The organism is Streptomyces sp. NPDC104814, from assembly GCF_055583185.1.
The window spans coordinates 603,528-626,244 of record NZ_JBVJOL010000002.1 but is presented as its reverse complement, the minus strand read 5'-3'; the positions used below and the strand labels follow the sequence as shown (position 1 = coordinate 626,244).

At 72.9% G+C, this 22,717-nt stretch carries 23 protein-coding genes; 7 read left to right on the top strand and 16 right to left on the bottom strand.

Features of this window, described 5'->3' with window-relative positions:
• Positions 1–52: 52 nt before the first annotated feature.
• Genes ACZ64A_RS11390 through ACZ64A_RS11380 form a run of 3 tightly spaced genes read right to left on the bottom strand, consistent with a single transcriptional unit; the run spans position 53 to position 2,730 of the window.
• Positions 53–730 (bottom strand): response regulator, encoded by a 678-nt coding sequence (locus tag ACZ64A_RS11390; protein WP_469809755.1) that lies wholly within the window; start codon positions 728–730, stop codon positions 53–55.
• Positions 727–1,950, bottom strand: a complete 1,224-nt coding sequence (macS, locus tag ACZ64A_RS11385; protein ID WP_469809754.1) for a MacS family sensor histidine kinase — start codon at positions 1,948–1,950, stop codon at positions 727–729. Before macS ends, ACZ64A_RS11390 begins: the two co-directional genes overlap by 4 nt.
• A gap of 33 nt (positions 1,951–1,983) precedes the next feature.
• Positions 1,984–2,730, bottom strand: coding sequence for a lysophospholipid acyltransferase family protein (locus ACZ64A_RS11380; protein WP_469809752.1), 747 nt, complete (start codon positions 2,728–2,730; stop codon positions 1,984–1,986).
• Positions 2,731–2,899: 169 nt separating this feature from the next.
• Between ACZ64A_RS11380 and ACZ64A_RS11375 the strand changes: the two genes are divergently transcribed.
• Both ACZ64A_RS11375 and ACZ64A_RS11370 read left to right on the top strand, forming a co-directional pair.
• Complete coding sequence (locus tag ACZ64A_RS11375; RefSeq protein ID WP_469809751.1) at positions 2,900–3,679, top strand: alpha/beta hydrolase; 780 nt, start codon at positions 2,900–2,902, stop codon at positions 3,677–3,679.
• Positions 3,672–4,256, top strand: a complete 585-nt coding sequence (locus ACZ64A_RS11370; protein WP_469809750.1) for a hypothetical protein — start codon at positions 3,672–3,674, stop codon at positions 4,254–4,256. Before ACZ64A_RS11375 ends, ACZ64A_RS11370 begins: the two co-directional genes overlap by 8 nt.
• A gap of 6 nt (positions 4,257–4,262) precedes the next feature.
• Here ACZ64A_RS11370 and ACZ64A_RS11365 read toward each other — a convergent pair whose 3' ends face one another.
• From ACZ64A_RS11365 to ACZ64A_RS11340, 6 genes are all read right to left on the bottom strand, one after another.
• Positions 4,263–5,021 (bottom strand): endonuclease/exonuclease/phosphatase family protein, encoded by a 759-nt coding sequence (locus ACZ64A_RS11365; protein ID WP_469809749.1) that lies wholly within the window; start codon positions 5,019–5,021, stop codon positions 4,263–4,265.
• 144 nt (positions 5,022–5,165) lie between these two features.
• Positions 5,166–6,119 carry an ROK family glucokinase gene (locus ACZ64A_RS11360; RefSeq protein ID WP_469809748.1) on the bottom strand — a complete coding sequence of 318 codons (954 nt, stop codon included), beginning with the start codon at positions 6,117–6,119 and terminating at the stop codon, positions 5,166–5,168.
• 108 nt (positions 6,120–6,227) lie between these two features.
• Positions 6,228–6,719: a DUF5304 domain-containing protein gene (locus tag ACZ64A_RS11355; protein ID WP_469809747.1), complete on the bottom strand. Its 492-nt coding sequence runs from the start codon at positions 6,717–6,719 to the stop codon at positions 6,228–6,230.
• 57 nt (positions 6,720–6,776) lie between these two features.
• Positions 6,777–7,949, bottom strand: a complete 1,173-nt coding sequence (locus ACZ64A_RS11350) for an ArsA family ATPase (RefSeq protein ID WP_469809746.1) — start codon at positions 7,947–7,949, stop codon at positions 6,777–6,779.
• Between the two features lie 127 nt (positions 7,950–8,076).
• Positions 8,077–8,517: an SRPBCC family protein gene (locus tag ACZ64A_RS11345; RefSeq protein ID WP_469809745.1), complete on the bottom strand. Its 441-nt coding sequence runs from the start codon at positions 8,515–8,517 to the stop codon at positions 8,077–8,079.
• 93 nt (positions 8,518–8,610) lie between these two features.
• Entirely contained in the window at positions 8,611–9,408 is a 798-nt protein-coding gene (locus ACZ64A_RS11340; RefSeq protein ID WP_469809744.1) for a metallophosphoesterase family protein, read from the bottom strand.
• 316 nt (positions 9,409–9,724) lie between these two features.
• Here ACZ64A_RS11340 and ACZ64A_RS11335 point away from each other — a divergent pair, with 316 nt between their 5' ends.
• Complete coding sequence (locus ACZ64A_RS11335) at positions 9,725–11,521, top strand: AMP-dependent synthetase/ligase (protein WP_469809743.1); 1,797 nt, start codon at positions 9,725–9,727, stop codon at positions 11,519–11,521.
• 66 nt (positions 11,522–11,587) lie between these two features.
• Here ACZ64A_RS11335 and ACZ64A_RS11330 read toward each other — a convergent pair whose 3' ends face one another.
• On the bottom strand, positions 11,588–12,730 hold the full coding sequence (locus tag ACZ64A_RS11330) for a glycosyltransferase family 4 protein (RefSeq protein ID WP_469809742.1): 1,143 nt from the start codon (positions 12,728–12,730) through the stop codon (positions 11,588–11,590).
• A gap of 96 nt (positions 12,731–12,826) precedes the next feature.
• Between ACZ64A_RS11330 and ACZ64A_RS11325 the strand changes: the two genes are divergently transcribed.
• Positions 12,827–14,071: a glycosyltransferase 87 family protein gene (locus tag ACZ64A_RS11325; protein ID WP_469809741.1), complete on the top strand. Its 1,245-nt coding sequence runs from the start codon at positions 12,827–12,829 to the stop codon at positions 14,069–14,071.
• Positions 14,072–14,084: 13 nt separating this feature from the next.
• On the opposite strand, the gene ACZ64A_RS11320 is transcribed toward ACZ64A_RS11325, so the two are convergent.
• A complete protein-coding gene (locus tag ACZ64A_RS11320; protein WP_469809740.1) occupies positions 14,085–15,407 on the bottom strand; it encodes an MATE family efflux transporter in 1,323 nt (440 codons plus the stop codon).
• An 86-nt stretch (positions 15,408–15,493) separates the two neighbouring features.
• Here ACZ64A_RS11320 and ACZ64A_RS11315 point away from each other — a divergent pair, with 86 nt between their 5' ends.
• The gene (locus tag ACZ64A_RS11315; RefSeq protein WP_469809738.1) at positions 15,494–16,024 is read left to right on the top strand and encodes a PadR family transcriptional regulator; all 531 of its coding nucleotides are present in this window, start codon (positions 15,494–15,496) and stop codon (positions 16,022–16,024) included.
• A 98-nt stretch (positions 16,025–16,122) separates the two neighbouring features.
• Here the strand turns inward: ACZ64A_RS11315 and ACZ64A_RS11310 are convergent, their stop codons facing one another.
• From ACZ64A_RS11310 to ACZ64A_RS11290, 5 genes are all read right to left on the bottom strand, one after another.
• Complete coding sequence (locus tag ACZ64A_RS11310; RefSeq protein ID WP_469809737.1) at positions 16,123–17,322, bottom strand: hypothetical protein; 1,200 nt, start codon at positions 17,320–17,322, stop codon at positions 16,123–16,125.
• A 29-nt stretch (positions 17,323–17,351) separates the two neighbouring features.
• On the bottom strand, positions 17,352–18,377 hold the full coding sequence (locus ACZ64A_RS11305) for a C40 family peptidase (protein ID WP_469809736.1): 1,026 nt from the start codon (positions 18,375–18,377) through the stop codon (positions 17,352–17,354).
• 273 nt (positions 18,378–18,650) lie between these two features.
• Positions 18,651–19,685, bottom strand: coding sequence for a C40 family peptidase (locus ACZ64A_RS11300; RefSeq protein ID WP_469810172.1), 1,035 nt, complete (start codon positions 19,683–19,685; stop codon positions 18,651–18,653).
• Between the two features lie 210 nt (positions 19,686–19,895).
• Positions 19,896–21,239, bottom strand: a complete 1,344-nt coding sequence (locus ACZ64A_RS11295) for an NYN domain-containing protein (protein WP_469809735.1) — start codon at positions 21,237–21,239, stop codon at positions 19,896–19,898.
• Between the two features lie 58 nt (positions 21,240–21,297).
• Positions 21,298–21,537 carry a hypothetical protein gene (locus ACZ64A_RS11290; protein WP_469809734.1) on the bottom strand — a complete coding sequence of 80 codons (240 nt, stop codon included), beginning with the start codon at positions 21,535–21,537 and terminating at the stop codon, positions 21,298–21,300.
• 156 nt (positions 21,538–21,693) lie between these two features.
• On the opposite strand from ACZ64A_RS11290, the gene ACZ64A_RS11285 reads away from it, so the two are divergent.
• Both ACZ64A_RS11285 and ACZ64A_RS11280 read left to right on the top strand, forming a co-directional pair.
• On the top strand, positions 21,694–22,437 hold the full coding sequence (locus ACZ64A_RS11285) for a rhomboid family intramembrane serine protease (protein WP_469809732.1): 744 nt from the start codon (positions 21,694–21,696) through the stop codon (positions 22,435–22,437).
• On the top strand, positions 22,434–22,715 hold the full coding sequence (locus ACZ64A_RS11280) for an Lrp/AsnC family transcriptional regulator (protein ID WP_469809730.1): 282 nt from the start codon (positions 22,434–22,436) through the stop codon (positions 22,713–22,715). The genes ACZ64A_RS11285 and ACZ64A_RS11280 overlap by 4 nt, the downstream gene beginning before the upstream one ends.
• Positions 22,716–22,717 lie beyond the last annotated feature (2 nt).

Here is a 22,717-nt window from a genome sequence, read left to right as displayed (position 1 = left end):
AGCGGTGCGACGGGGCCGTGCGCGGGCGACTCACTCGTCACCGGGACCGCGCTCATTCGTCGTCCAGGCCGCGCTCTATCGCGTACCGCACCAGCTCGACCCGATTGTGCAGCTGGAGCTTGCCGAGGGTGTTCTGCACGTGGTTCTGCACGGTGCGGTGGGAGATGACGAGGCGTTCGGCGATCTGCTTGTAGCTCAGGCCCTTGGCGACCAGCCGCAGCACCTCCGTCTCGCGGTCGGTGAGCCTCGGCGCGCTCGGCTCGCCGGCGTCCGGGGCGGGCGCGGGCTCGGAGGCCAGGCGCCGGTACTCGCCGAGGACCAGCCCCGCCAGGCCCGGCGTGAACACCGGGTCGCCGGCCGCGGTGCGGCGCACGGCGTCCAGCAGCTCCTCGGTGGAGGCGGACTTGAGCAGATAGCCGGTGGCGCCGGACTTCACCGCCTCCAGTACGTCGGCGTGCTCGCCGCTCGCGGAGAGCACCAGCACGCGCAGCGCCGGGTTGGCCGCGACGACCTCCTTGCACACCTGGACGCCGGGCTTGGCGGGCAGGTTGAGGTCGAGGACGAGCACGTCGGGAGCGGCGGCCCTGGCCCGGCGTACGGCCTGCTCGCCGTCGCCGGCGGTGGCGACCACCTCGAAGCCGGACTCCCCGAGGTCGCGGGCGACCGCGTCGCGCCACATCGGGTGGTCGTCGACCACCATGACCTTGATCGGGTCCCGCTGCTCACTCATCGCTGTTCTGCCTTCCCCCGCGCGGCCTTCGCCTTCGGTACCTTCAGTTCCACTTCGGTGCCCTGCCCGGGCGTCGAGATCAGTTCGGCGCTGCCGCCGAGGTCGCGCAGCCGGCCGCGGATCGACAGGGCCACGCCGAGCCGCCCCTCGCCCTCGGCCTGTGCGAGCCGTCCCTCGGGGATGCCGGGGCCGTCGTCGCGGACCGTCACCACGATCTCGTCGGCCTCGTCCTCCAGCAGGATCCAGGCCCGGGCGCCGGCTCCCGCGTGCCTGCGGACGTTGTCCAGTGCGGCCCCGACGGCCGCGGCCAGCTCCCGCGCGGCGAGCGGCGGCAGCGGCACGGGCGCGCCGGGCTCGGCGAAGGAGACCCGGTCCGCGGCGTACGGCGCGAGCAGCGTGCGCAGGTCGACCGGGCCGGCGTCGTCGTCCGGTTCCTCCACGGCCCGGACGAACGCCCCCTCGGCGGCGTCCTCGGACAGCCGGGAGACGGGCACCAGGCCGCCGGAGACCAGGGTGCGCAGCGCCACCTCCTGCTCGCCGGCCAGCCGGCCCAGTTCGCCCGCCTCACCGCCGAGCGCGGCACCGCGCCGCTTCACCATGGCGAGCACCTGCAGCACGCTGTCGTGGATGTCCCGGGCGAGCCGCTCCCGCTCCCTGGTCGCGGCCTCGATCTCCAGGGCGCGGGCCAGGGTGCGCTCGGAGGCGCGGGCCACCTCGACGACGTAGCCGATGGCGATGGAGGCGACCCAGACGAGGATCACGTTGTGGACGGTGTCGCGTGCGGGGGCGCCGCGTTCGAGGAGGTTCGCGACGGCGACGAGCGTGGAGGCGTACGCCGCCCAGCGCCAGCCGCCCTTGATGGCGAACGCCAGCACCGCGCCGGCGGTCCATATCGACGGCAGCGTCGGACCGCCGTCCACGATCCGCTGGTGGTTGTCGGCGAGCGGGGTCAGCAGGATGCCGGCCAGCGCGACGGCCAGGTCGGCGGCGAGGAAACGCCGGGTGCAGCTCTGCGCGTTGGCGACCCTGGGCAGGGTGGCCAGCGTCCACACGCACAGCACCGCAAAGTACGCGACGGCCAGCCAGGGGCGGGTGAAGCGGTCGTAAGCGGTGGCGAACAGGCCGACCGCGTACAGCATGGTGAGCACCCGGTAGGCGGTCAGCGCACGCCACAGCGGCAGCTCGACCGACATGCGCATGACGCGCTCGCGTCTGGCCATGCCCCCTTGTCCCCCCGTCGCTCCGCAGGCCCTCTAGGCGTCCTTCTCCTTCTTCGCCTGCTCCTTCTCGGCCTTCGCCAGCGCGGCGTCGGCCTCCTTCTGCGCCTTCGCCGCCTCCGCGATCTGCCGCTTGGCGGCGGTCGCGTACATGTCGACGTACTCCTGGCCGGAGAGCTTCATGATCTCGTACATGACCTCGTCGGTCACCGCGCGCAGCACGAACCGGTCGTGCTCCATGCCCTGGTAGCGGGAGAAGTCGAGCGGCTTGCCGATCCGGATGCCGGGCCGCATGACCTTCGGGACGACCTTCCCGGGCGGCTGGATCTTCTCCGTGTCGATCATCGCGACGGGGAGCACGGGCGCGCCGGTGGCGAGCGCCACGCGCGCGAGGCCGCCCGGCTTGCCGCGGTAGAGGCGGCCGTCGGGCGAGCGGGTGCCCTCGGGGTAGATCCCGAACAGCTCGCCGCGCTCCAGCACCTCGATACCGCTCTTGATCGCGGCCTCACCGGCGCCGCGCGCGCCGGAGCGGTCCACCGGGAGCTGGCCGACGCCCTTGAAGAACGCCGCCGTCAACCGGCCCTTGACCCCGGGCGTGGTGAAGTACTCGGCCTTCGCGATGAACGTGACCTTGCGGTCGAGCACCGCGGGCAGGAAGAACGAGTCGGAGAAGGACAGGTGGTTGCTCGCCAGGATCGCCGGGCCCTCGGCCGGGACGTTCTCCAGGCCTTCCACCCAGGGCCGGAAGACGAGCTTCAGCGACCCTCCGATAGAAACCTTCATCGCGCCGTACAACAACCGAGTGCCTCCTGTATGTGTCGAACAGACCTTAACCCGGAGGGCCGCGAAGAGACCGACGCCCCTGGTCGGTGTCAGTGCGGTCGCGTACGGTGAAGCTCACCTGGAAGTCTTGGGAGCAGTTCACACCCTTCTCATGAACAGGAGACCGACCGTGCCGGTCCTTCCTGGAGCCGAGCCGTACCGCCACGAGGGCGGGGAGGTGGGGGTCCTCCTCTGCCACGGCTTCACCGGTTCCCCGCAGTCGCTGCGCCCCTGGGCGGAGTACCTCGCCGAGCACGGCCTGACCGTATCGCTGCCGCTGCTGCCGGGGCACGGCACCCGCTGGGAGGACATGCAGGTCACCGGCTGGCCCGACTGGTACGCGGAGGTGGACCGCGAGCTGCGCGCCCTGCGCGGGCGGTGCGCGCGCGTCTTCGTGGCCGGGCTGTCCATGGGCGGCGCGCTCGCCCTGCGGCTCGCCGCGCGGCACGGGGACGCCGTCGAGGGCGTCGTCGTGGTCAACCCCGCGAACAAGGTGCACGGCCTCGCCGCGCACGCCCTGCCCGTCGTACGTCACGTGGTGCCGGCGACGAAGGGCATCGCCAGCGACATCGCCAAGCCGAACAGCGCCGAGCTGGGCTACGACCGGGTGCCGCTGCACGCGGCGCATTCGCTGCGGAACTTCTTCCGGCTGGTCGACGGCGAGCTGCCGCAGGTCACGCAGCCGCTGCTGCTCCTGCGCAGCCCGCAGGACCATGTGGTCCCGCCGGCCGACTCGGCGCGCATCCTCAGCCGCGTTTCGTCCACCGACGTCACGGAGATCCTGCTGGAACAGAGCTACCACGTGGCGACGTTGGACCACGACGCGGACCGCATCTTCGCCGAGAGCCTCGCGTTCATCGGCCGGCTCGCACCCAGCTTCGGCAAGGAAGGGACGGCGGCAGGTGGCTGAGCACGACTCGGAGCGCGAAGAGCGCGAGGGCCGCGACGAGCGCGACGCGCGCGAGCCCCAGGAGCAGAACGTCCCCTTCGACGAGGAAGCCGCGTGGAAGGCGATCATCGCCGCCTACGGTGAGGAGCCGCCGGACCCCCCGGGCAGCAGACCGTTCCGGTCGGTGGAGGATCTGGCGCTGCCGGAACCCACCGACGACGAGCCGGAGGAGCGCAAGCCGGCGAAACCGGTCCGGCCGCTCGGCAGCTCGGTCTCCTTCGCCCCCGGCCTCGGCCCGCGCGACCACAGCCCGCCCGACGCCTCCGACGACGACTTCGACGAGGACGACGAGGGCCACTTCGTCCCGCCGGAGCCGCCGCCGCTGCCCGAGGCGGACGCGACGGCGAAGTTCGCCTGGCTCGGTGTGATCGGCGGCCCGCTGCTGCTCCTGCTGGCGGTGCTGCTGCGCTGGGACATGACCTGGTGGCTGACGACCCTCTCGGTCGGCGGCTTCCTCGGCGGCTGCGTGACGCTGGTGATGCGGATGCGGACGGACGAGGAGGACGACGGGGACCCCGGGCGCGGGGCCGTCGTCTGAGGCCTCCTACGACGCGGGAATTGTGAGGGCGGCCAGAACCGGCAGATGGTCGGTGGCCGCCCTCAGGTCTGCCTCCGTGACCCCGGGCGTGCCGGCGGGCACACCGCAGCCGAGCACCTCGATGCCCTGGGTGGCGAAGATCGCGTCGATGCGCTGGTAGGGGTCGGCGGAGGTCCAGGTGTTCTCGCCGCCCCAGGGCGTCACGGCACGGCAGTCCCGCAGGCTCTCGGTGATACGGCGGAAGGCGGGGCCGTCGGGGCGTTCGTTGACGTCGCCGCCGACCACGACGTGCTCCACGTCCAGCGCCTCCAGCCGCTCCAGGAGCAGCCCGGCCTGGGTGTGGCGCTCGTCGTCGTCCAGGGACAGGTGGCAGCTGACCACGCCGAGCCGGGCGGCGCCGAAGCGGACCACCGCCGTGGCCAGACCGCGGCGGTGCAGGTCCGGATTGCCGGGCGGGGGCAGCAGCACGTCCTCGGTGCGTTCGACTGTGGCGCGCAGGCTGCTCAGGATGGCCGGTCCCGTGGTGGTGGCGCCACCGGTGACCATGGCGAGGTCCGTCGCGTGGGCGAGCCGGGCGAGCTTCTTGCGCCAGCGGAAGAAGCGGGGGGCCTCCTGGATCAGGACCAGGTCGGGGGCGCAGGCACGGATGACACGGGCGAGGGCGTCGGTGTCGTCGCGCATCGAGCGGATGTTGTAGTTCAGGACGCGGACGGTGGCGGAACCGTCCGGTTCCGTGCGGGAGTTGGGGAGGAGCGGGGTTGCCATGCCGTCCATTTAAGCCGCCGCGGGAGCCGGGGGCGCCACATGACTCGGGCGCGGGGGTACGTGCGCGACCGCCGGTTCGTCGTGGCTGGTCGCGCAGTTCCCCGCGCCCCTTGGGTCGGCAGCGTGGCCGTGCGCCGAGAAGTGTTACATGATCGGGTCGGGCTCCCGGGCCAGGTCGGCGGCGCCCACCAGGCCGGCCTCGTTGCCCAGTTCCGCGGCGCGGACCTCGGCGACCGGGCGCCAGTTGCCGCCGACCAGCCAGCGCTTGTACGACTTGCGGATCGGGTCGAGGACCAGTTCGCCCTCGTCCGACAGGCCGCCGCCGACGATGAAGGCGGAGGGGTCGAAGAGGGAGGCGAGGTCGGCGAGTCCGGCGCCGACCCAGCGGGCCAGCTCGCGGTAGGAGTCGACGGCGACCTTGTCGCCCTGGCGGGCGGCCACGGAGATGTGCTTGCCCTCGATGCCGTCGGGGGTGCCGTTGCCGAGGCCGAGCAGGATCTCGGCGCGCTCCGGGGTGGCGTTGGCGCGCTGCCGGGCGTAGCGCACGAGGGCGCGGCCGGAGGCGTACTGCTCCCAGCAGCCCTGCGAGCCGCAGCCGCACAGCAGGCCGTCCGGGACCATGCGGATGTGGCCGAACTCGGCGGCCACGCCGAAGTGGCCGCGGCGCAGCTTGTTGCCGATGATGATGCCGCCGCCGAGACCGGTGCCGAGCGTGATGCAGATGACGTTGCGGTGGCCCTTGCCCGCGCCGAACTTGTACTCGCCCCACGCGGCGGCGTTGGCGTCGTTCTCCACGACGACCGGGAGGCCGGTGCGCGCCTCGACCTTCTCCTTCAGCGGCTCGTTGCGCCAGTCGATGTTGGGTGCGAAGTAGACCGTGGAGCGCTGCCGGTTGACGTAACCGGCGGCGCCGATGCCCACACCGACGATCTCGTGCCCCGCGCGTGCGCCCTCCACCGCCGAGGCGATGGCGTCGATGATGGCCTCGGGCGTGGTGGGGGTCGGCACCTTGAAGGTCGAGAGGATGTTGCCTTCCTCGTCGACCACGCCGGCCGCGATCTTCGTGCCGCCGATGTCGACGCCGATGGTGAGTCCCATGAATCCCTCAGTTTCGGTCGAGCCCCGCTACGGCCCACGGTACCCGAGGCGTTCGCCCTCGGGTCGCCGTCGTCCGCCCGGTGGACCCGGCGCCGACGCGGGCGGGGCTCAGTCGAGGTCGATGCGCTGGCCGGGGCCGTCGTCGTCGCCGCGCCCGCGCAGGTCCTCGTCCAGGTCGCTCGCGCCGGCCGTCCAGCGCTTCTCCTGGGCCTGGACGGCCGAGCGGTAGGCGGCGAGCAGCTCGCTGCCGGCCGCCGCGAGGTGGTCGAAGACGTCCGGGTTGCGCTCGATGACCGGCTCGACGGCGGCCTTGGCCTGCTCCACGACCTGCCGCACCACCTGCTGGGCGGCCGGCCCGGCGAGCGAGCCGAGCAGGGGTGACTGGATGCCGGAGAGCTTCTCGGCGACCGAGTCGACCAGCTTCTTCAGCTCCTCTGCGGCCGAGCCGGGCGGCGGGCCGTGCTGCGTGCGCCGGCGGGCCTTCTCCGCCGCCAGGTCCTCGGCGCAGGCGGCGGCCCAGGCGTCGGCGTCGGTGGCGCGGAACTCCTCGCCGGCGCTCTCCTGCTCACCGGCACCGGACGGGGGGTGCTCTTCGCTCATGACGCACTCCTGACTACGGCTGGTCCTTACGACGTTACCCGAACGGCGGTAGGCGGTTCACCGCTCGCGGGGCCACAGCGCGGGGTTGGGCGCGAAGCGGACGCACAGCTCGCCGTCGCGCAGGGCGGCCCCGTCGACGGTGCAGCGGCGCAGGGCCGAGGGCAACGGGACGATACGGCGGAAGGGGCCGACGGTGACGAGGAGTTCGTCGCCGCGCCGCACGAGGTCGAGCTCCTCCCGTACGGCGCCGGGCAGGGGGAGGTGCCAGACGAGGACGCCGTCGTCGGCGATGCGGTCGGCGAGGGGCCACTCGACGGGGGCGGGCGCCGGGTCGGCGCCGGGTACGGCGAGGGCGACGAGGTCGTCGGTGCCGCGCGGGTCCCGGCCGAGGTGACCGACCTCGTGCACCGGGCCGTACGTCTCCCGCCACTCCTCCAGGGCCTTGCGCTGCTGGGCCACGGGACCGGCGAGCCAGGGGCCGGCGGCGTCCTCCGGCAGGACGCGGTTGGCGACCGCCGACTCCACGGGCAGGGCGCGCAGGGCGAACCCCAGGGTGGCGGTGCGCAGGGCGTCGGTGCCGGCGGGGCCGGGTTCGGCGACGAGGCGTACGGCGGTGCGCCGGTCGGAGAGGACGGCCTCGACCGCGGCCAGCTCGGTGTCCCAGCGGCCGGCGGTGTCGTACAGCCAGTCGGCCGGCATGGGGACGCCGGCCAGGCGGCCGAGGACCGGGCGCAGCGCGCGGGCGGCCTGCCGCTCCGGCGGCAGGAGGCGGCGCAGGTAGCGGCGCAGCTCCTCGGGGAGGGAGAGCAGGGCGAGGGCCTGCGGTGTGGGCGGCAGGTCGACGACGAGGAGGTCGTGGGTCTCGGCGAGGGTGGCGTCGCGCAGGGCGCGCAGCAGGGTGAGTTCCTCGGCGCCGGGCAGCGGGGTGACCTCTTCGGGGTCCAGGCGGGAGGCGCCGAGCAGGTCGAGGACGCTCGCGGCGCGGTTCTGGAAGCCGGTGAGGTCGTCGCGGAATCCGGCGGTGGCGTCGGGGCGCCAGGCGGTGAGGTTCTCGCCGGCCCGGGTGGGGGCCGGTCCGGTGGCCGTGCCGAGGACCGCGCCGAGGGTGTCGCTGCGGTCGGCACTGAGGACGAGCGTGCGGGTGCCCTGCCGGGCGGCGGCGAGTGCGGTGGCGGCCGCGATGGTCGTACGGCCACTGCCGCCGGGGCCCGTGATCAGGAGGGTGCGCATGAGGGTGAACGCTACCGAAGCCGACGCCGGCCGTGCGGTGGCCCGTGCCGCGGCCCCCCGGGGCCCGGGGAACCCGGGCGGCCGGCCACCCGTGGCCCGCACCCGGCGACCGGTCAGGGGGCCCCGCTCACTGCCCCGACTCGACCCGCTTCTTCAGACCCGCCAGGGCCCGGTCGATGATGACCTTCTCGGCCTTGCGCTTGATCATGCCGAGCATGGGGATCTTGACGTCCACGGTCAGGGCGTACGTGACCTGCGTCGACCCCGTGCCGACCGGCTTCAGCTGGTACGAGCCGTCCAGGGACCGCAGCATCTGCGACTTCACCAGCGTCCAGGAGACCTCGTCGCCGCCGGTCCAGGTGTACGCCAGCGTCTGGTCGTCCTTGATCGCGCCCGCGTCCATCACGAGCCGCACCTGCTCCGCGCGTCCCGCCTCGTCGGTCTTGAGGACCTCCGCCTCCTTGACCTCCCCGGTCCAGTCGGGGTAGCGGGCGAAGTCGGCGATGACCGCCATGACGTCGGCCGGTGCCGCCTCGATCACGATGCTCGAGCTGGTGTGTTCCGCCATCGCCGTGGCTCCTCCAGATGCGGGCCGGTTGGGAGAGGTAACAGGTGCGGTGTGAAGGCTACCGCGCCCGCGACCAGCCGCCTTCACCGCCGGTCACCACTCCAGCGCCCACGGCTTGCCGGTCCCCGCGAAGTGCCCGACGTTCACGCACTCGGTCGCCCCGAGACGCATCCGCTTCACCAGCGGCTGGTGCACGTGCCCGAACAGGGAGTACCGCGGCCGGGTGCGCCGGATCGCGTCCAGCAGGGCGCGGCTGCCCCGCTCGAAGCGGCGCGCGACGGTGTCGTAGACGAGCTCCGGCACCTCCGGCGGGATGTGCGTGCACAGGACGTCGACCTCGCCGACCGCCTCGATCTTCGCCGCGTACTCCTCGTCGGAGATCTCGTACGGCGTGCGCATCGGCGTGCGCAGGCCGCCGCCGACGAAACCGAAGGTCCAGCCGCCGATCTCGACGCGCTCACCGTCGAGGACGGTGGTGCCCGGACCGGCGTACTCCTTCCACAGGGCCGGCATGTCGACGTTGCCGTAGGTGGCGTAGGTCGGCGTCGGGAACGCCGCGAACAGCTCCGTGTACTGCCGCCGCACCGCCTGCTCGATCACCGCGGCGCGCTCGCCCTCGATGCCCGCCCACAGCCGGGCGCCGAGCTCGCCGGCCTCCTTGAAGCGGCGGGCGGTGCGCAGTGCGACGAGCCGGTCGGCGTTCTCCGTTCCGAACAGGTCGGGGAAGATGCCGCGGGAGTGGTCGGCGTAGTCGAGGAAGAGGACGAGGTCGCCCAGGCAGATCAGGGCGTCGGCGCCGTCCCCGGCGCGGGCCAGGTCCCGGGTGTTGCCGTGCACGTCACTGACCACATGAACACGTGTCCTGCGCCCGCGGGCCGGTGTGGATGACATGGCGATCAAGCGTAGGCGCAGCGGTGCACCTGTGAACAGTGGCAGCCGGACCTGCGGTTACTGGCTAGTCAGGAAAGCGGTGGACTACTGTGCGCGAAGGAACACCAATCTGTGTGACGCAGCGAACATCTCGCCGGGACCCCCTGTCGAAGAAGCCATACCGGCGGGTAACGTCCGGGCCGTCCAGTCGTGCTCAGGATTTCAACCAGTGGGCTCCCCATCCTCCTGGCGGCTCCCGAGCATCTGACCGAGCCTTGGACCGGACCGTCGCATCACACAACGTCGTGGCGCCGGCGCCCTATGAGGAGCAGCAGTCTTGCGCGAGTTCAGCCTTCCGGCTTTGTACGAGGTCCCTGCGGACGGCAACCTGACCGACATCGTCCGCAGAAACGCCGCGCAGCACCCGGACGTCGCCGTCATCGCCCGTAAGGTCGCAGGGGCCTGGCAGGACGTGACGGCCACGGCGTTCCTGGCCGAGGTCCACGCCGCCGCCAAGGGCCTGATCGCCTCCGGTGTGCAGCCGGGCGACCGGGTCGGCCTGATGTCCCGCACCCGCTACGAGTGGACCCTGCTCGACTTCGCGATCTGGAGCGCGGGCGCGATCACCGTCCCGGTGTACGAGACCAGCTCCCCGGAGCAGGTGCAGTGGATCCTGTCCGACTCGGGCGCCACCGCCTGCCTCACCGAGCTGGACACGCACACCGCCGCCGTGGAGTCGGTGCGCGAGCAGCTGCCCGCCCTCAAGCACATCTGGCAGATCGAGGCCGGCGCCCTCGAGGAGCTGGGCCGGGCCGGCCGGGACGTCTCCGACGAGACGGTGGAGGAGCGCAGCTCGCTCGCCAAGGCCGACGACCCGGCGACGATCGTCTACACCTCCGGCACCACCGGCCGCCCCAAGGGCTGTGTGCTCACCCACCGTGCCTTCTTCGCCGAGTGCGGCAACGTCGTGGAGCGGCTGCGCCCGCTGTTCCGCACCGGTGAGTGCTCGGTGCTGCTGTTCCTCCCCCTCGCGCACGTCTTCGGGCGCCTGGTGCAGGTCGCGCCGATGATGGCGCCGATCAAGCTGGGCTGCGTCCCCGACATCAAGAACCTCACCGACGAGCTGGCCGCCTTCCGCCCGACGCTGATCCTCGGCGTGCCGCGCGTGTTCGAGAAGGTGTACAACTCCGCGCGCGCCAAGGCGCAGGCCGACGGCAAGGGCGCGATCTTCGACAAGGCCGCCGACACCGCGATCGCCTACAGCAAGGCGCTGGGCACCCCCACGGGCCCGTCCCTCGGTCTGAAGGTCAAGCACAAGGTCTTCGACAAGCTCGTCTACAGCAAGCTCCGCGCGGTCCTCGGCGGCCGTGGCGAGTACGCCATCTCCGGCGGCGCCCCGCTCGGCGAGCGCCTCGGCCACTTCTTCCGCGGCATCGGCTTCACCGTGCTGGAGGGCTACGGCCTGACCGAGTCCTGTGCCGCGACCGCGTTCAACCCGTGGGACCGGCAGAAGATCGGCACGGTCGGCCAGCCGCTGCCCGGCTCGGTGGTCCGCATCGCCGACGACGGCGAGGTGCTGCTGCACGGCGAGCACCTGTTCAAGGAGTACTGGAACAACCCGGGCGCCACCGGCGAGGCGCTGGCCGACGGCTGGTTCCACACCGGTGACATCGGCACCCTCGACGAGGACGGCTATCTGCGGATCACCGGGCGCAAGAAGGAGATCATCGTCACCGCGGGCGGCAAGAACGTCGCCCCGGCCGTGATCGAGGACCGCATCCGGGCGCACGCGCTGGTCGCGGAGTGCATGGTGGTGGGCGACGGACGGCCGTTCGTGGGCGCGCTGGTCACCCTCGACGAGGAGTTCCTGGGCCGCTGGGCCGCGGAGCACGGCAAGCCGGCCGGCGCCACGGTGGCGTCGCTGCGGGACGACGCGGATCTGCTGGCGGCGATCCAGGCGGCGGTCGACGACGGCAACGCGGCGGTGTCCAAGGCGGAGTCGGTGCGCAAGTTCCGCATCCTCGGGGCGCAGTTCACGGAGGAGTCCGGGCATCTGACCCCGTCGCTGAAGCTGAAGCGGAACGTCGTGGCGAAGGACTACGCGGACGAGATCGAGGCGATCTACGCGAAGTAGGGGCGGGTAGCGCCCGGATGGCGCGGCACCCTCACCGGGGGCCGCGCCATCGACGTGTCCGGCCGGCTACAGCAGATCCTTCAGGTGCTCCGCCAGCAGGTCCCAGCGCCACTTCTCCTCGACCCACTGCCGGCCCCGCTCCCCCATCCGCCGGCGCAGTTCCGCGTCGCCGAGGAGGGCGACGATGCGTTCGGCGGCCTCCTGCGGGGAACCTCCGCGCACCACCCAGCCGGTCTCGCCGTCGAGGACCGCGTCGGGCGCCCCGCCGGAGTCGCCCGCGACGACCGGCAGTCCGGTCGCGGAGGCCTCCAGGTAGACGATCCCGAGGCCCTCCACGTCGAGCCCGCCGCGCCGCGTCCGGCACGGCATGGCGAACACGTCCCCGGCGCCGAAGTGCGCGGGCAGCTCCGACCAGGGCACCGCGCCGGTGAAGCGCACCGAATCGGCGACCCCGGTCTCGGCGGCGAGCCGGCGCAGGTCCTTCTCGTACGGTCCGCCGCCGACGATCAGCAGCACCGCGTCCGGCTCGGCCGCCAGGATGCGCGGCATGGCCTGGATGAGCGTGTCCTGCCCCTTGCGCGGCACGAGCCGCGAGACGCACACGACGACGGGCCGGTCGCTCAGCCCGAGCCGGGCGCGCACCTGGTCACCGCCGGACGCGGGATGGAAGGTCTTCTCGTCGACCCCCGGCGGCAGTTGCACCATGCGCGCGGCCGCCTCGGGGGTCAGCGCCCCGGCGATCCGCGAGCGCGTGTACTCGCCGAGGTAGGTGAACGTGTCGGTGCCCTCGCCGATCCGGCGCAGCAGCTGCCGCGCCGCGGGCAGCTGGGCCCAGCCCGCCTCGTGTCCGTGGGTGGTGGCGACCAGCCGCCGTGCGCCCGCCCTGCGCAGCGCCGGTGCCATCAGCCCGAGCGGTGCGGCCGCCCCGAACCACACCGACGTGCACCCGTGCTCGCGCAGCAGTCCCACCGCCCGCCGGGTCACCCGGGGCGTCGGCAGCAGCATCGTCGTCGCGTCGCGTACGACGGTGAAGGGCTGCTCGGCGTCGAAGGCGGCGGTCGCCTCGGCGCCCTCCCGGCCGCGCTTCCACGTGGAGGCGTAGACGACGACCCGCTCGGGATCCAGCCGGAGCGCCATGTTGTGCAGGAAGGCCTGGATGCCGCCCGGCCGGGGCGGGAAGTCGTTCGTCACGATCAGGGTCTTGTGCATCGCCGCCGACCTTACAAGAGCCCCCGGATGTGGCAGGCACACAGTCCGGCACGCCATCATGTCCTTCAGGCAGGTATGCGAACGGACGGGGATCACGTGAAGACGACGGCCACCAGGTGGTCCCTGACCGGGCTGCTCGCCGTGTGGGCGGTGACCCGACTGGTGCTGCTGCTGTTCGTCTTCCGGGTGTACGTCTTCCCCGGCCCGGACGTCACCAGCGACGTGTGGGTGATCTACCAGGGCTGGTACGACGTCCTGCGTGGCGGAACGTTCCCGCAGCAGGACGTCACCTGGCAGTACCCGCCCGCGGCCGCGCTGGCGATCCTCTCCCCCGCCGCGCTCCCCTTCCTCGGCTTCGCGCACGCCTTCTTCGTCCTCGCCTTCCTCGCCGACCTGGTGGCGTTCGCGCTGCTCGTGTACGCGGGCCGGCGCCCCGGCAAGTCGCTGTGGGGCCCCTGGATGTGGGCGGTCGGCGTCCCGCTGCTCGGCCCGACGGTGTACGCCCGGTACGACGTGATGGTGACCGCGGTGGCCGTGGCCGCGTTGCTCGCCGGTGTGCGCCGACCGCGGCTGATGGGCGCGCTGGCCGCCTTCGGGGCGATGCTGAAGGTGTGGCCGGCGCTGCTCCTGGTCGGCGTGTGGGGCGCGGCCCGGCGACGGGCCTGGACGACGGCCGCGGTGACCGCCGCGGTGCTGGCGGCCGGCTTCGCGCTGTGGATGCCCGGCGCCTTCGCCTTCCTGACCGCCCAGCGGGACCGGGGCACCGAGGTGGAGTCCCTGGGCTCGACGGTCTTCCACGTGGCCCGGCACTTCGGCTGGAACGGGCAGGTGCTGCTCAACTACGGCTCGGTGGAATTCCTCGGGCCCTACGTCCAGGTCGTCAGCACGGCGGCACTGGCGCTGACCGGGGCGGTGTTCGCCTGGCTGCTGCTGTGGCGGGTGCTGGCGTCCGTGTTCTCGCCGCACTCCCTGGCGGACGCGGCATTCACCGCCGTGCTGCTGTTCACCACGACGAGCCGGGTGATCAGCCCGCAGTACCTGGTGTGGCTGGTCGGTCTGGCGGCGGTGTGCCTGTGCTTCCGCGCCACGCGCATGCGGTGGCCGGCGGCGCTGGTGCTGGCGGCGACGCTGTTCACGGTGCTGGAGTTCCCGGTCCACTTCGGCAATGTGGTCGCGAGCGACAACCTGGGCATGACGCTGCTGTTCGCCCGCAACGGCCTGCTCGTCGCCGCCACCGTCACCGCCGCCGTCGTGCTGTGGCGCTCGACGGTCCCGCCCGTGCCCCGCAAGGCGGTCCCGGCCCGGACGGCCGACCCGGGCAGGACGCCGGTCGCCTCCTGAACCGGGCCGGGCCTCAGGCGGCCCGGACCAGGGAGACCTTCTCCTCCTCCGGCGCCGGGGAGCGCCGCAGCAGCACCGCCACCGCCGCGCACTGCACGGCCATCGCCAGCGCGAGCGCCAGGCACACCCCCGGCAGCCCGAGCCCGGCCAGCGCCAGGGCGAGCGGCAGCTGGACGGCCGTACCGGCGAGGGTGACCCGCAGCAGGGCGGGCGCTCCGCCGCTGCCCTCGAAGACCCCGCCGAGCGCGATGAAGCAGGCCATCAGCAGCAGATAGGGGCCGACGCAACGCAGGAAGAGCACACCGTCGTGGGCCACGGCGGGCCCGGCGCCGAAGGCGGCCATGATCCAGGGGGCTGCGAGGGCCAGCAGCGCGGCGGCGGCGACGCCCACCGTCCCGGAGACCAGCACGGCCTGCCGGCCGATCGCCCGCCGTGCGTCGCGGCCCTCTCCGCGGGTGTGCGCGGTGTGGATGGAGGCGGCCTGCCGGACCGAGTAGAAGGCCATGGTGGCCACGTACATGACCTTGTAGGCGATGGCGTAGGCGGCGACCGCCGTCACCCCGATCCGCGCCACGATCGCGACGAGGACGAGCGCGCCGGTCTGCCGCACGGTGAAGTCGGCGGACATCGGCAGCCCGGTGACCAGGGTCCGCCGCAGGGCGGCCGGGACCGGTTCCGCGGGCGTCGCCGCGCCGGCCGCGCGCAGCAGGGCGTTGCGGCGCAGCGCGGCGAACCCCGCGGCGAGGGCGACGCAGCGGCACAGGACGGTGGAGGCGGCGGCGCCGCGGACGCCGTAGAGGTGGATGAAGAACGGGTCGGCGACCAGGATCAAGGCGTTGGCCAGCAGGGCGAGGCGCATCGGGGTGCGGGTGTCGCCGGCGCCCTTGAGGACGGCGTCGAGGAGCTGCTGGGCGTAGAAGACGGCGACACCCGGCAGGGAGACGGCGAAGTAGGCGGTGGCCAGTGGGACGGCTGCCCCGTCCCCGCCGCCGAGCACCAGCCGGGCCAGCGGTGCGCGCAGCAGGAACCCGGCCGCCACGACGACCGGGGTGACGACCCCGAACAGCGCCCATCCGCCCCGCACTGCCGAGCGCACGGCCCCCGGATCCCGTGCCCCTCGGGCGTGAGCGACCAGCACGGTCGTCCCGGAGGCGAAGACGAGGGCCACGCCCAGCAGCACGTTCTCGGTGTTGGTGGCCACGGCCACGGCGGCCACGGCGGGTCCGCCGAGGCGGGAGACCCAGACGGTGTTGATGATCCCGGCGGCGACGGAGGCCAGCAGGGAGAAGTAGACCGGGTGCGCCAGTGCGATCAGTTGCCTGCGATGTGCGTCCATACGTCCCCCTCGACAGCGGCCTACCTCGATCCGAGGTAGCTCGACAAGGGGTACCATGGCCCGGAGATCACCCGCAAGGAGGATGCGTGCTGGAGCTGTCGATCCTGGGCTTCCTCGCCGAGGAGCCGTTGCACGGCTACGAGCTGAAGGAGCGCATCAAGGCGCTGCAAGGCCATGTCCGCCCGGTGAGTGACGGCGCGCTGTATCCGGCGATCACCCGTCTGGTCACCGCGGGCAAGCTCGGCCAGCGCACCGAGGAGGGCGCGAGCGCGGCACCCCGCCGGGTGCTGTCCCTCACCGAGGCCGGCCGGGCGGACCTGCTGGAGCGCCTGCGGCGGCCGAAGCAGGTGGAGATCACCGACCAGGTCCGCTTCAACGTCGTCCTGGCGTTCCTGCGCCATCTGCCGGACCGCCGCGAGCAGGCGGCCGTCCTGCGCCGCCGCCTGGAGTTCCTCGAAGCCCCCGCCAGCTTCTTCTACCGGGACGGCAGCCCGGTGCGCGCGGAGGAGGCCGGCGATCTGTTCCGCCGGGGCATGCTGCGGGTCGCCCGGGCCACCGGCGAGGCGGAGCGGGCCTGGCTCAGGGAGGCGATCGACGAGCTGGAGCGCCCGGACTGACCTCCCGCCGCACCCCGCACACAGCCCCGCACGCAAGCGGCCCCGCACCGCACACAGCCCCGGCCTGGCAAGCGGCCCCGGCCCAGCCGTACCGCCGCTCAGCCTTCGGCCAGCTGCGCCCGCAGGTAGTCGCGCCACTGGGCGGTGAAGTCCGGCAGGGTGACGCCGAGCGATGTCCGCATCGCGTCCTCCACCGCCCCGGCCCGCTCCCGGTGCCGGCCCACCGCGCGGTAGAACGCGCGCAGCCGCGCCTCGCCCCACCGCTCGGCGATCATCCGGCAGGCCAGCCAGCCGCTCTCGTACGCCCGCGCCAGCTGCCCGGCGTCCCCGGCGAAGCCGAAGTCCCGGTCGCTCGGCAGCGCGTCCGGGACCTCGCCGTCGGCCACGGCGCGCTGGAGTTCCGGCGCCGCCTGCGCCGCCGTGCGTCCGCTGCCGCGGTAGCCGACCCAGTCGGCGTACCCCTCCGACAGCCACAGCGGCGTCGCGGCGTCGGTGGCGCGCCGGGTGGCCACATGCGTGGTCTCGTGCGTGAGGACCACCTGCCGGCCGAGCGCGCCGAGCATGCCGTAGGCGTCGGGGTTGACGATGACCCGGTCGGCGGCCGCCTTGGCGGGTGCCCCGGTCTCGCCCGTGGTGACGGCGGCGATCCCCCGGTAGGAGGAGGCGGGCGAGCCGAGCAGCCGCGCCATCCCCTCCAGCGACTCCGGCACCAGCACCACCACCCGGCCGGGCCAGTTCGCCCCCCAGGCGTCGGTCACCGCAGGCACCGCCCGGTCGGCGAGCGCGGCGTAGGCGCGCAACTGGCCGTCGGACTGGCCGACGCCGAGCACGAGGCTGTGCCGCCCGCGCACGACCCGTACCGTGCCCTGGTCCCACAGCTGGCCGGCGGACTTCGGCGCGGGCCGGTCGGCGGCGACCGACCAGCGGCCGTGCGGGGAACGGGTGAGCGTGAGCGTGCGCCCCGCCGTGACCGGCGCCTGGTCGTACCCGCGCACCCGGTAGCGCAGCTCGGCGTCCACGGTCGCGGTGTCGCCGCTGCGCCGCACCCCGGTCACCCGGTACGACCACGACGTGAGCGGTACCGCGGCCACTGCGGCGAACCCGGCCTGGGTCCCCGTGGTGCGGTAGGCCCGCGCGTCGTGGTCCAGTACCGCCTGCGCCCGCCGGTCGAGCAGACGCTGCGCGTCGGCCCGCACCGCGCCGGCGCCGGACCGCGCCCCGCACCCCGCGAGGGAGGCGAGCAGCAGGCACACCGAGACGAGAACCGACATCCCCGACGTACGCCCTCGACCAGCCACCTTCCCGAGGGTACGGGGACAGGGCACGCTCAGACCCGGGTCACCGAGGAGATCGGCAGCATGCCGACCGGGTCGTAGCGCACCGGGGCGCCCGGGTAGGGGGCGTGGATGACCCGGCCGTTCCCGACGTACATCCCGACGTGGCTGGCGTCGGAGCGGTAGACGATCAGGTCCCCGGGGCGGGCCTGGGAGAGCGGCACCTGCCGGCCGGCGAAGCGCTGCTCCTGCGAGGTACGCGGCAGGTGCACCCCGGCCCGTGCGTACGCCCACTGCATCAGACCCGAGCAGTCGAACCCGGAGGGTCCGTTGGCGCCCCACACGTACGGCCTGCCGAGGGCGGCGCGGGCGGCGGCGAGAGCGGCGGCGGCCCGCCCGGAGGCCGGCACGGCCCCGCCGATGTCGGGCAGGTCGGTGCGGCCGGAGCGCGAGGTGCGCTCGTAGGCGGCGCGTTCGGCGTCCGGCAGGGAGTTGAGCAGCTGCCGCGCCTTGGCGAGCTTGTGCTCGACGGTCTTCTTGTGCCGAGCGACGGCGGCGCGGCTGCGTTCGAGTTCGGCCAGCTGCCGGGTCGCCTCGGCGCGTTCCTGGGCGAGTTCGCGCAGGGCGCCCTGCAGCTCGTGCAGCTGGCCCGCCTGGTGGGCGGTGATCCGGTCGAGCACGGAGGCCTTGTCCAGGTAGTCGTCGGGGTCGGCGGAGAACAGCAGCGCCACCGCCGGGTCCATGCCGCCGGAGCGGTACTGGGCACCGGCCAGTGAACCCAGGGTCTCCCGCAGGGCGTTGACCTTCTCCTGCTGACGGGCGATCAGATCCTGGCTGTCGCCGACCTCCCGGCGCAGCGTGTCGGCCCGCTCATCGGCCTTGTTGTACGCCTCGGTGGCCTTCTCGGCCTCCTCGTAGAGGCGGTCCACCTCGGCCCGGGCGTCGCCCTGGGGAGCGGCCACGGCGGAGCCCGCCGGTACGGCGCCGAGGGCGGCGGCCGCGACGGACAGCACACTGAGGGCGGCGTACGCGCCCCGGTCGAACCCGGAGTGCGCGAGGCGACGGCGATGGGATGCCACGGGCGGCCGCGCTCCTTCCACTGGGGAACAGGACTGTTCCCCGCGGCACCGGGAACACCGTGAAGGCGAAGGCCGGGGGAAACGCGGCAGACAGTAGCCCCGCCACGGGCCGGCGGCCAAAGACCGCCGCGGCCACACACGGTGACGCCCCGCCGCTGACGCAGGTCATCGGCGGGGCGTGGGGTCATTTCCCGTCGCCAGGATTCGCCCGTTCGGGCGGCACGACGTGTTGATCTTGTCGAGCCCGGGGTGTCCCGGCGCGCGGTGCGACGGTCAGATCCGCACGCCGAACTGGAACGGCATGTTGTTGATCGACTCGTAGCGCACGACGGTGCCGGTGCGCGGGGCGTGCAGCACCTGGCCGTTGCCCGCGTAGAGGCCGACGTGGTGCAGGTCGCCGTAGAAGAGCACCAGGTCGCCGACCTGGAGGTCGCTCATGGAGTAGATGCGCGTGCCGGCGTTGGCCTGCTCCTGGGAGGTGCGCGGGATGGTGACGCCGGCCTGGGCGTAGGCCCAGGAGGTCAGGCCCGAGCAGTCGAAGGAGGAGGGGCCGGTGGCGCCGTAGACGTACGGCGAGCCGAGTCTCGTCTGTGCGGCGGAGAAGGCGGCGGCGGCCCGGCCGGAGGCGGCCTTGCTGTTGCCGAGGTCGACGCGCGCGCTCGCGGAGCGGCTGGCGCGGGCGTCCTCGGCGGCCATCGCGGCCTTCTCGGCGGCGGTCAGGGAGTTGAGCAGCTTCTGCGCGTCGGCGAGCTTGCCCTGGACTTCCTTCTTCTTCTTGCCCAGCTCGGTGCGGGTGGCGGAGAGGTCCTTGAGCTTGGCGGCGGCCTCGGAGCGCTCCTGGGCGAGCTGGCGCTGCTTCTCCTGGATCTTCTTCAGCGCCTCGACCTGCTGGCCGCTCAACTGGTCGAGCGTGGAGGCCTTGTCGAGGTAGTCGTCCGGGTCGGCGGAGAGGAACAGCTGGACGGAGGAGTCGATGCTGCCGCTGCGGTACTGGGCGGCGGCCGCCTGGCCTATGCCGTCCCGCAGTTCGTTCAGTTCCTCCTGGCCGCGCGCCACGCTGTCCTGGATGGTGGAGATGTCCTTCTGGAGCTTCTCCTGCTTCTCCTTGGCGCCGTTGTACTGCTCGGTGGCCTGCTCGGCCTCCTCGTAGAGCTTGTCGACCTTGGCCTTGACCTCGTCCTTGCTCGGCTTCTCGCTGGGCGCGGCGCTGGCCGCCTGCGCGCTGATGGCGACGGCAGCGGCGGCTGCGGTGGTCAGCACGGTCACGCGTGCACGGCTCGGCTGCTTGGGTCGACGGTGGGACGCCACGGAGGCGAACTCCTTCTTGTGAGTGATCACCCGTTCGGAGGTTCGATGGCAGACCCTAGTGACCTTCTTGTGATCATTCAAATCCTCACAGCAAAAAATCCCGCCCCGACATGCATTCTTTGCACACAACTCACCAGGTGTGACACGGGATTGACCGTCCGTGGAGCGGCCGGGGCCTCAATTCGGGCATTGGGCCCGCGTCTTCACCTTCTAGGACAGTCGCTTGAGGAGTACCGCAGAAGCCACCGGCCGGGCACCGGCCCGCGCGACGCCGTCGGCCACCTCCCGGTCGGTGGAGGCGACGATGACCGGACGGCCGGGCGGCTCGGCGCGCACCAGCTGACGGATCAGCTCGTCCGCCGTCACGCCCGGCTTGGAGAACAGCACCCGCACCCCGCGCGGCGGCGCCAGCAGCACCGGCGCGACCAGCTCGGCCCCGTCGAAGACACAGGTGACCTCGGCGCCGGTCTGCGCGGCGAGCGCGGACAGCTGCCCGAGGAGCCTCAGGCGCTGCTTCTCCAGCGGCATCTGGGGATAGCCGGTCTTGGTGACGTTGTAGCCGTCGACGACGAGGTGCGCCTGCGGCAGCGCCAGCAACTGGTCGAGGATCGCCGGGTCGTTCTCGGACAGCGCGCGCGCCGCGATGTCCTTCGGCGTCATCCGCCCCGGCTCGACGGCGTCCACGGTCTCGGCCGGACGCACGGACACCGGCGGCAGGGCGAGTTCACGCCGCAGCCCCTGGGCGGCGTCCAGCAGGGTGTCCAGCAGCAGCCGGACGCGCATGTCCTCCACGCTGCGGCCCTCGCGCGCCGCGCGCCGGGTCGCCTCCAGGGCGGCCTCCGCCTCGCTGAGGCGCGCCTTGAGACGCCGCGACTCGCTCTCCGCCGCGGACACCTGCGCCTGCCCCTCGGCGCGCTGGGCCTCCATCTCGGCCTGCGCCTTGCGCAGGGCCGCCTCGCCGCGCTTGACGTCGCTGAGAGCGGCGCGCAGCTTGCGGTGAAGCGATTCCGCTTCCTTCTTGGCCTGGTCCAGGTCCGCCCGCAGCCGCTCGGTCTCGGCCCGGGTGTGCTCCTTGGTGTGTGCGAGCAGTTCGCGCAGCCGCTCCAGCTCGGCGCGGCTCTCCTCGTCGACGCGTTCGGCGTGGGCGCGCTGCGCCTCCTCACCGGCCGCCGTGACCAGCTTGACCCAGCCCGCCGGACGCAGCACATAGGCCGCGGCCGCCACGTCGAGCGGGTCGGCGGCCGGGGGCGGCGAGCCGGAGTCCAGGGCGCCGGCCAGTTCCGGCTGCGCCTCTCTGAACTTCTCGCCGATCCGCTGCCGGAACAGCGCATCGGTCTCCAGCGCGGCCGCCATCGCGTTCCCGGCGAACTTGGCCCGCCGGTTCGGCGCGAAGCGCGCGTACTGCCGAAGCTGGGCGGGCAGTTCGCCGACGGTCAGTCCGCCGAAGCCGTCCGCGACGATCTGGACGACCTTGCGGCGCACACCGTCGGGCAGCGGACGGTCGAGCACCTCAGCGGCGCCGTCGCCCGGCCCCCCGCCTGTGGTCTCCACCATCCGTCACTCCTGTACCTGTCGTACGTGTTTCCCTGTCGGCCGTGAGGGGTCGCTCGGCTCAGGCCTCGGCCGCGGGCCGGTCCACGAGCTCCACCTGGTCCACGGCGTTGCACCAGCGGCAGCGCACCGAGTCGATGGTCTCACTGAGCACCTCGCGCTCCTCGACCTTCGGCTCGCCCGCGAGATCGAGGTGGACGTACTCGACGACCTTCGACGAGCGGGTCACGTCGAAGCGGGTGAGGTTGCCGCAGAGCGTGCAGCGCCACCGCGTCGTGGCGGTCGGCAGGGGAACCGTCATCGTGACTGTTCGCTTTCTTCCAGTGTCCTTGACGCACCGGGCTCCCCGGTGCGTGTGGGTCGTAACCCTACGGCCTGGCGGTGACTCGCCGCTGGTCCGTCCACGGCGGCGAGGCGGCCTCGTCCGATGCGTCCCGTTACGTCATGCTCTGTAGACATGATCGGCAACTGGACGACCGCGGTCGGCAAGGCGACCAGGACCTTCCGGCACACCTCCGCGCCGGTGACGTACGGACTGATCGCCGTGTGCTGCCTGATCTTCCTGGTGGGGCCGGCGGCGGGCGTGAACCCGGTCTACGGCCACGGTGACGAGCTGCTCACCGCCCAGCGGGCGTACTTCCGGCACTGGGGCGTGGTCCCGGCCGAACTCTTCCAGGGCTCACCGCGGGCGGCCCTGACCCCGGTGACCGCCCTGTTCGTGCACGGCAGCTGGGTCCATCTGCTCGGCAACATGCTCTTCCTCTACGTCTTCGGAGCGATGACCGAGGAACGGATGGGCCGCGGCCGGTTCGTCGTGTTCTACGTCGGCTGCGGGTACCTGGCCCTGCTGGGATACGCCGCCGCGCACGCCGCATCCGAGCAGTCGCTGGTCGGCGCCTCGGGGGCGATCTCGGCGGTCCTCGGCGCGTTCCTCTCCCTCTTTCCCCGCGCCCGGGTGACCAGTCTCCTGCCGTTCCTGTTCTTCGTTCCGCTGCGCTTCCCGGCCTGGGTCGTGCTGCCGTTCTGGGCGGCGCTGCAGTGGCTCGCGGCGGGACGGGCGGAGCAGGGGCCGGGAGTGGCGTACCTGGCACATCTGATCGGCTTCGGGCTGGGCTTCCTGGCCGCGTGGGTCTTCATCCGCCGTGCCACTAGAGTGAAAGCCGCCCCTGCTCCGGCCCCCGAGGGAGAGAACCAGCCGTGATCACCGCGATCGTCCTCATCAAGACCAGCGTGGACAAGATCCCCGAGATCGCCGAGCAGATCGCCTCGCTGGACTCCGTGAGCGAGGTCTTCTCCGTCACCGGGACGTACGACCTGATCGCCATGGTGCGGGTGCGTCAGCACGAGGACCTCGCGGAGGTCATCCCGGGGCGCATCAGCAAGATCCCCGGTGTCGAGGGCACGGACACGCACGTGGCGTTCCGGACGTACTCGCAGCACGACCTGGAGGCGGCGTTCGCCATCGGCCTGGATTCCTGACC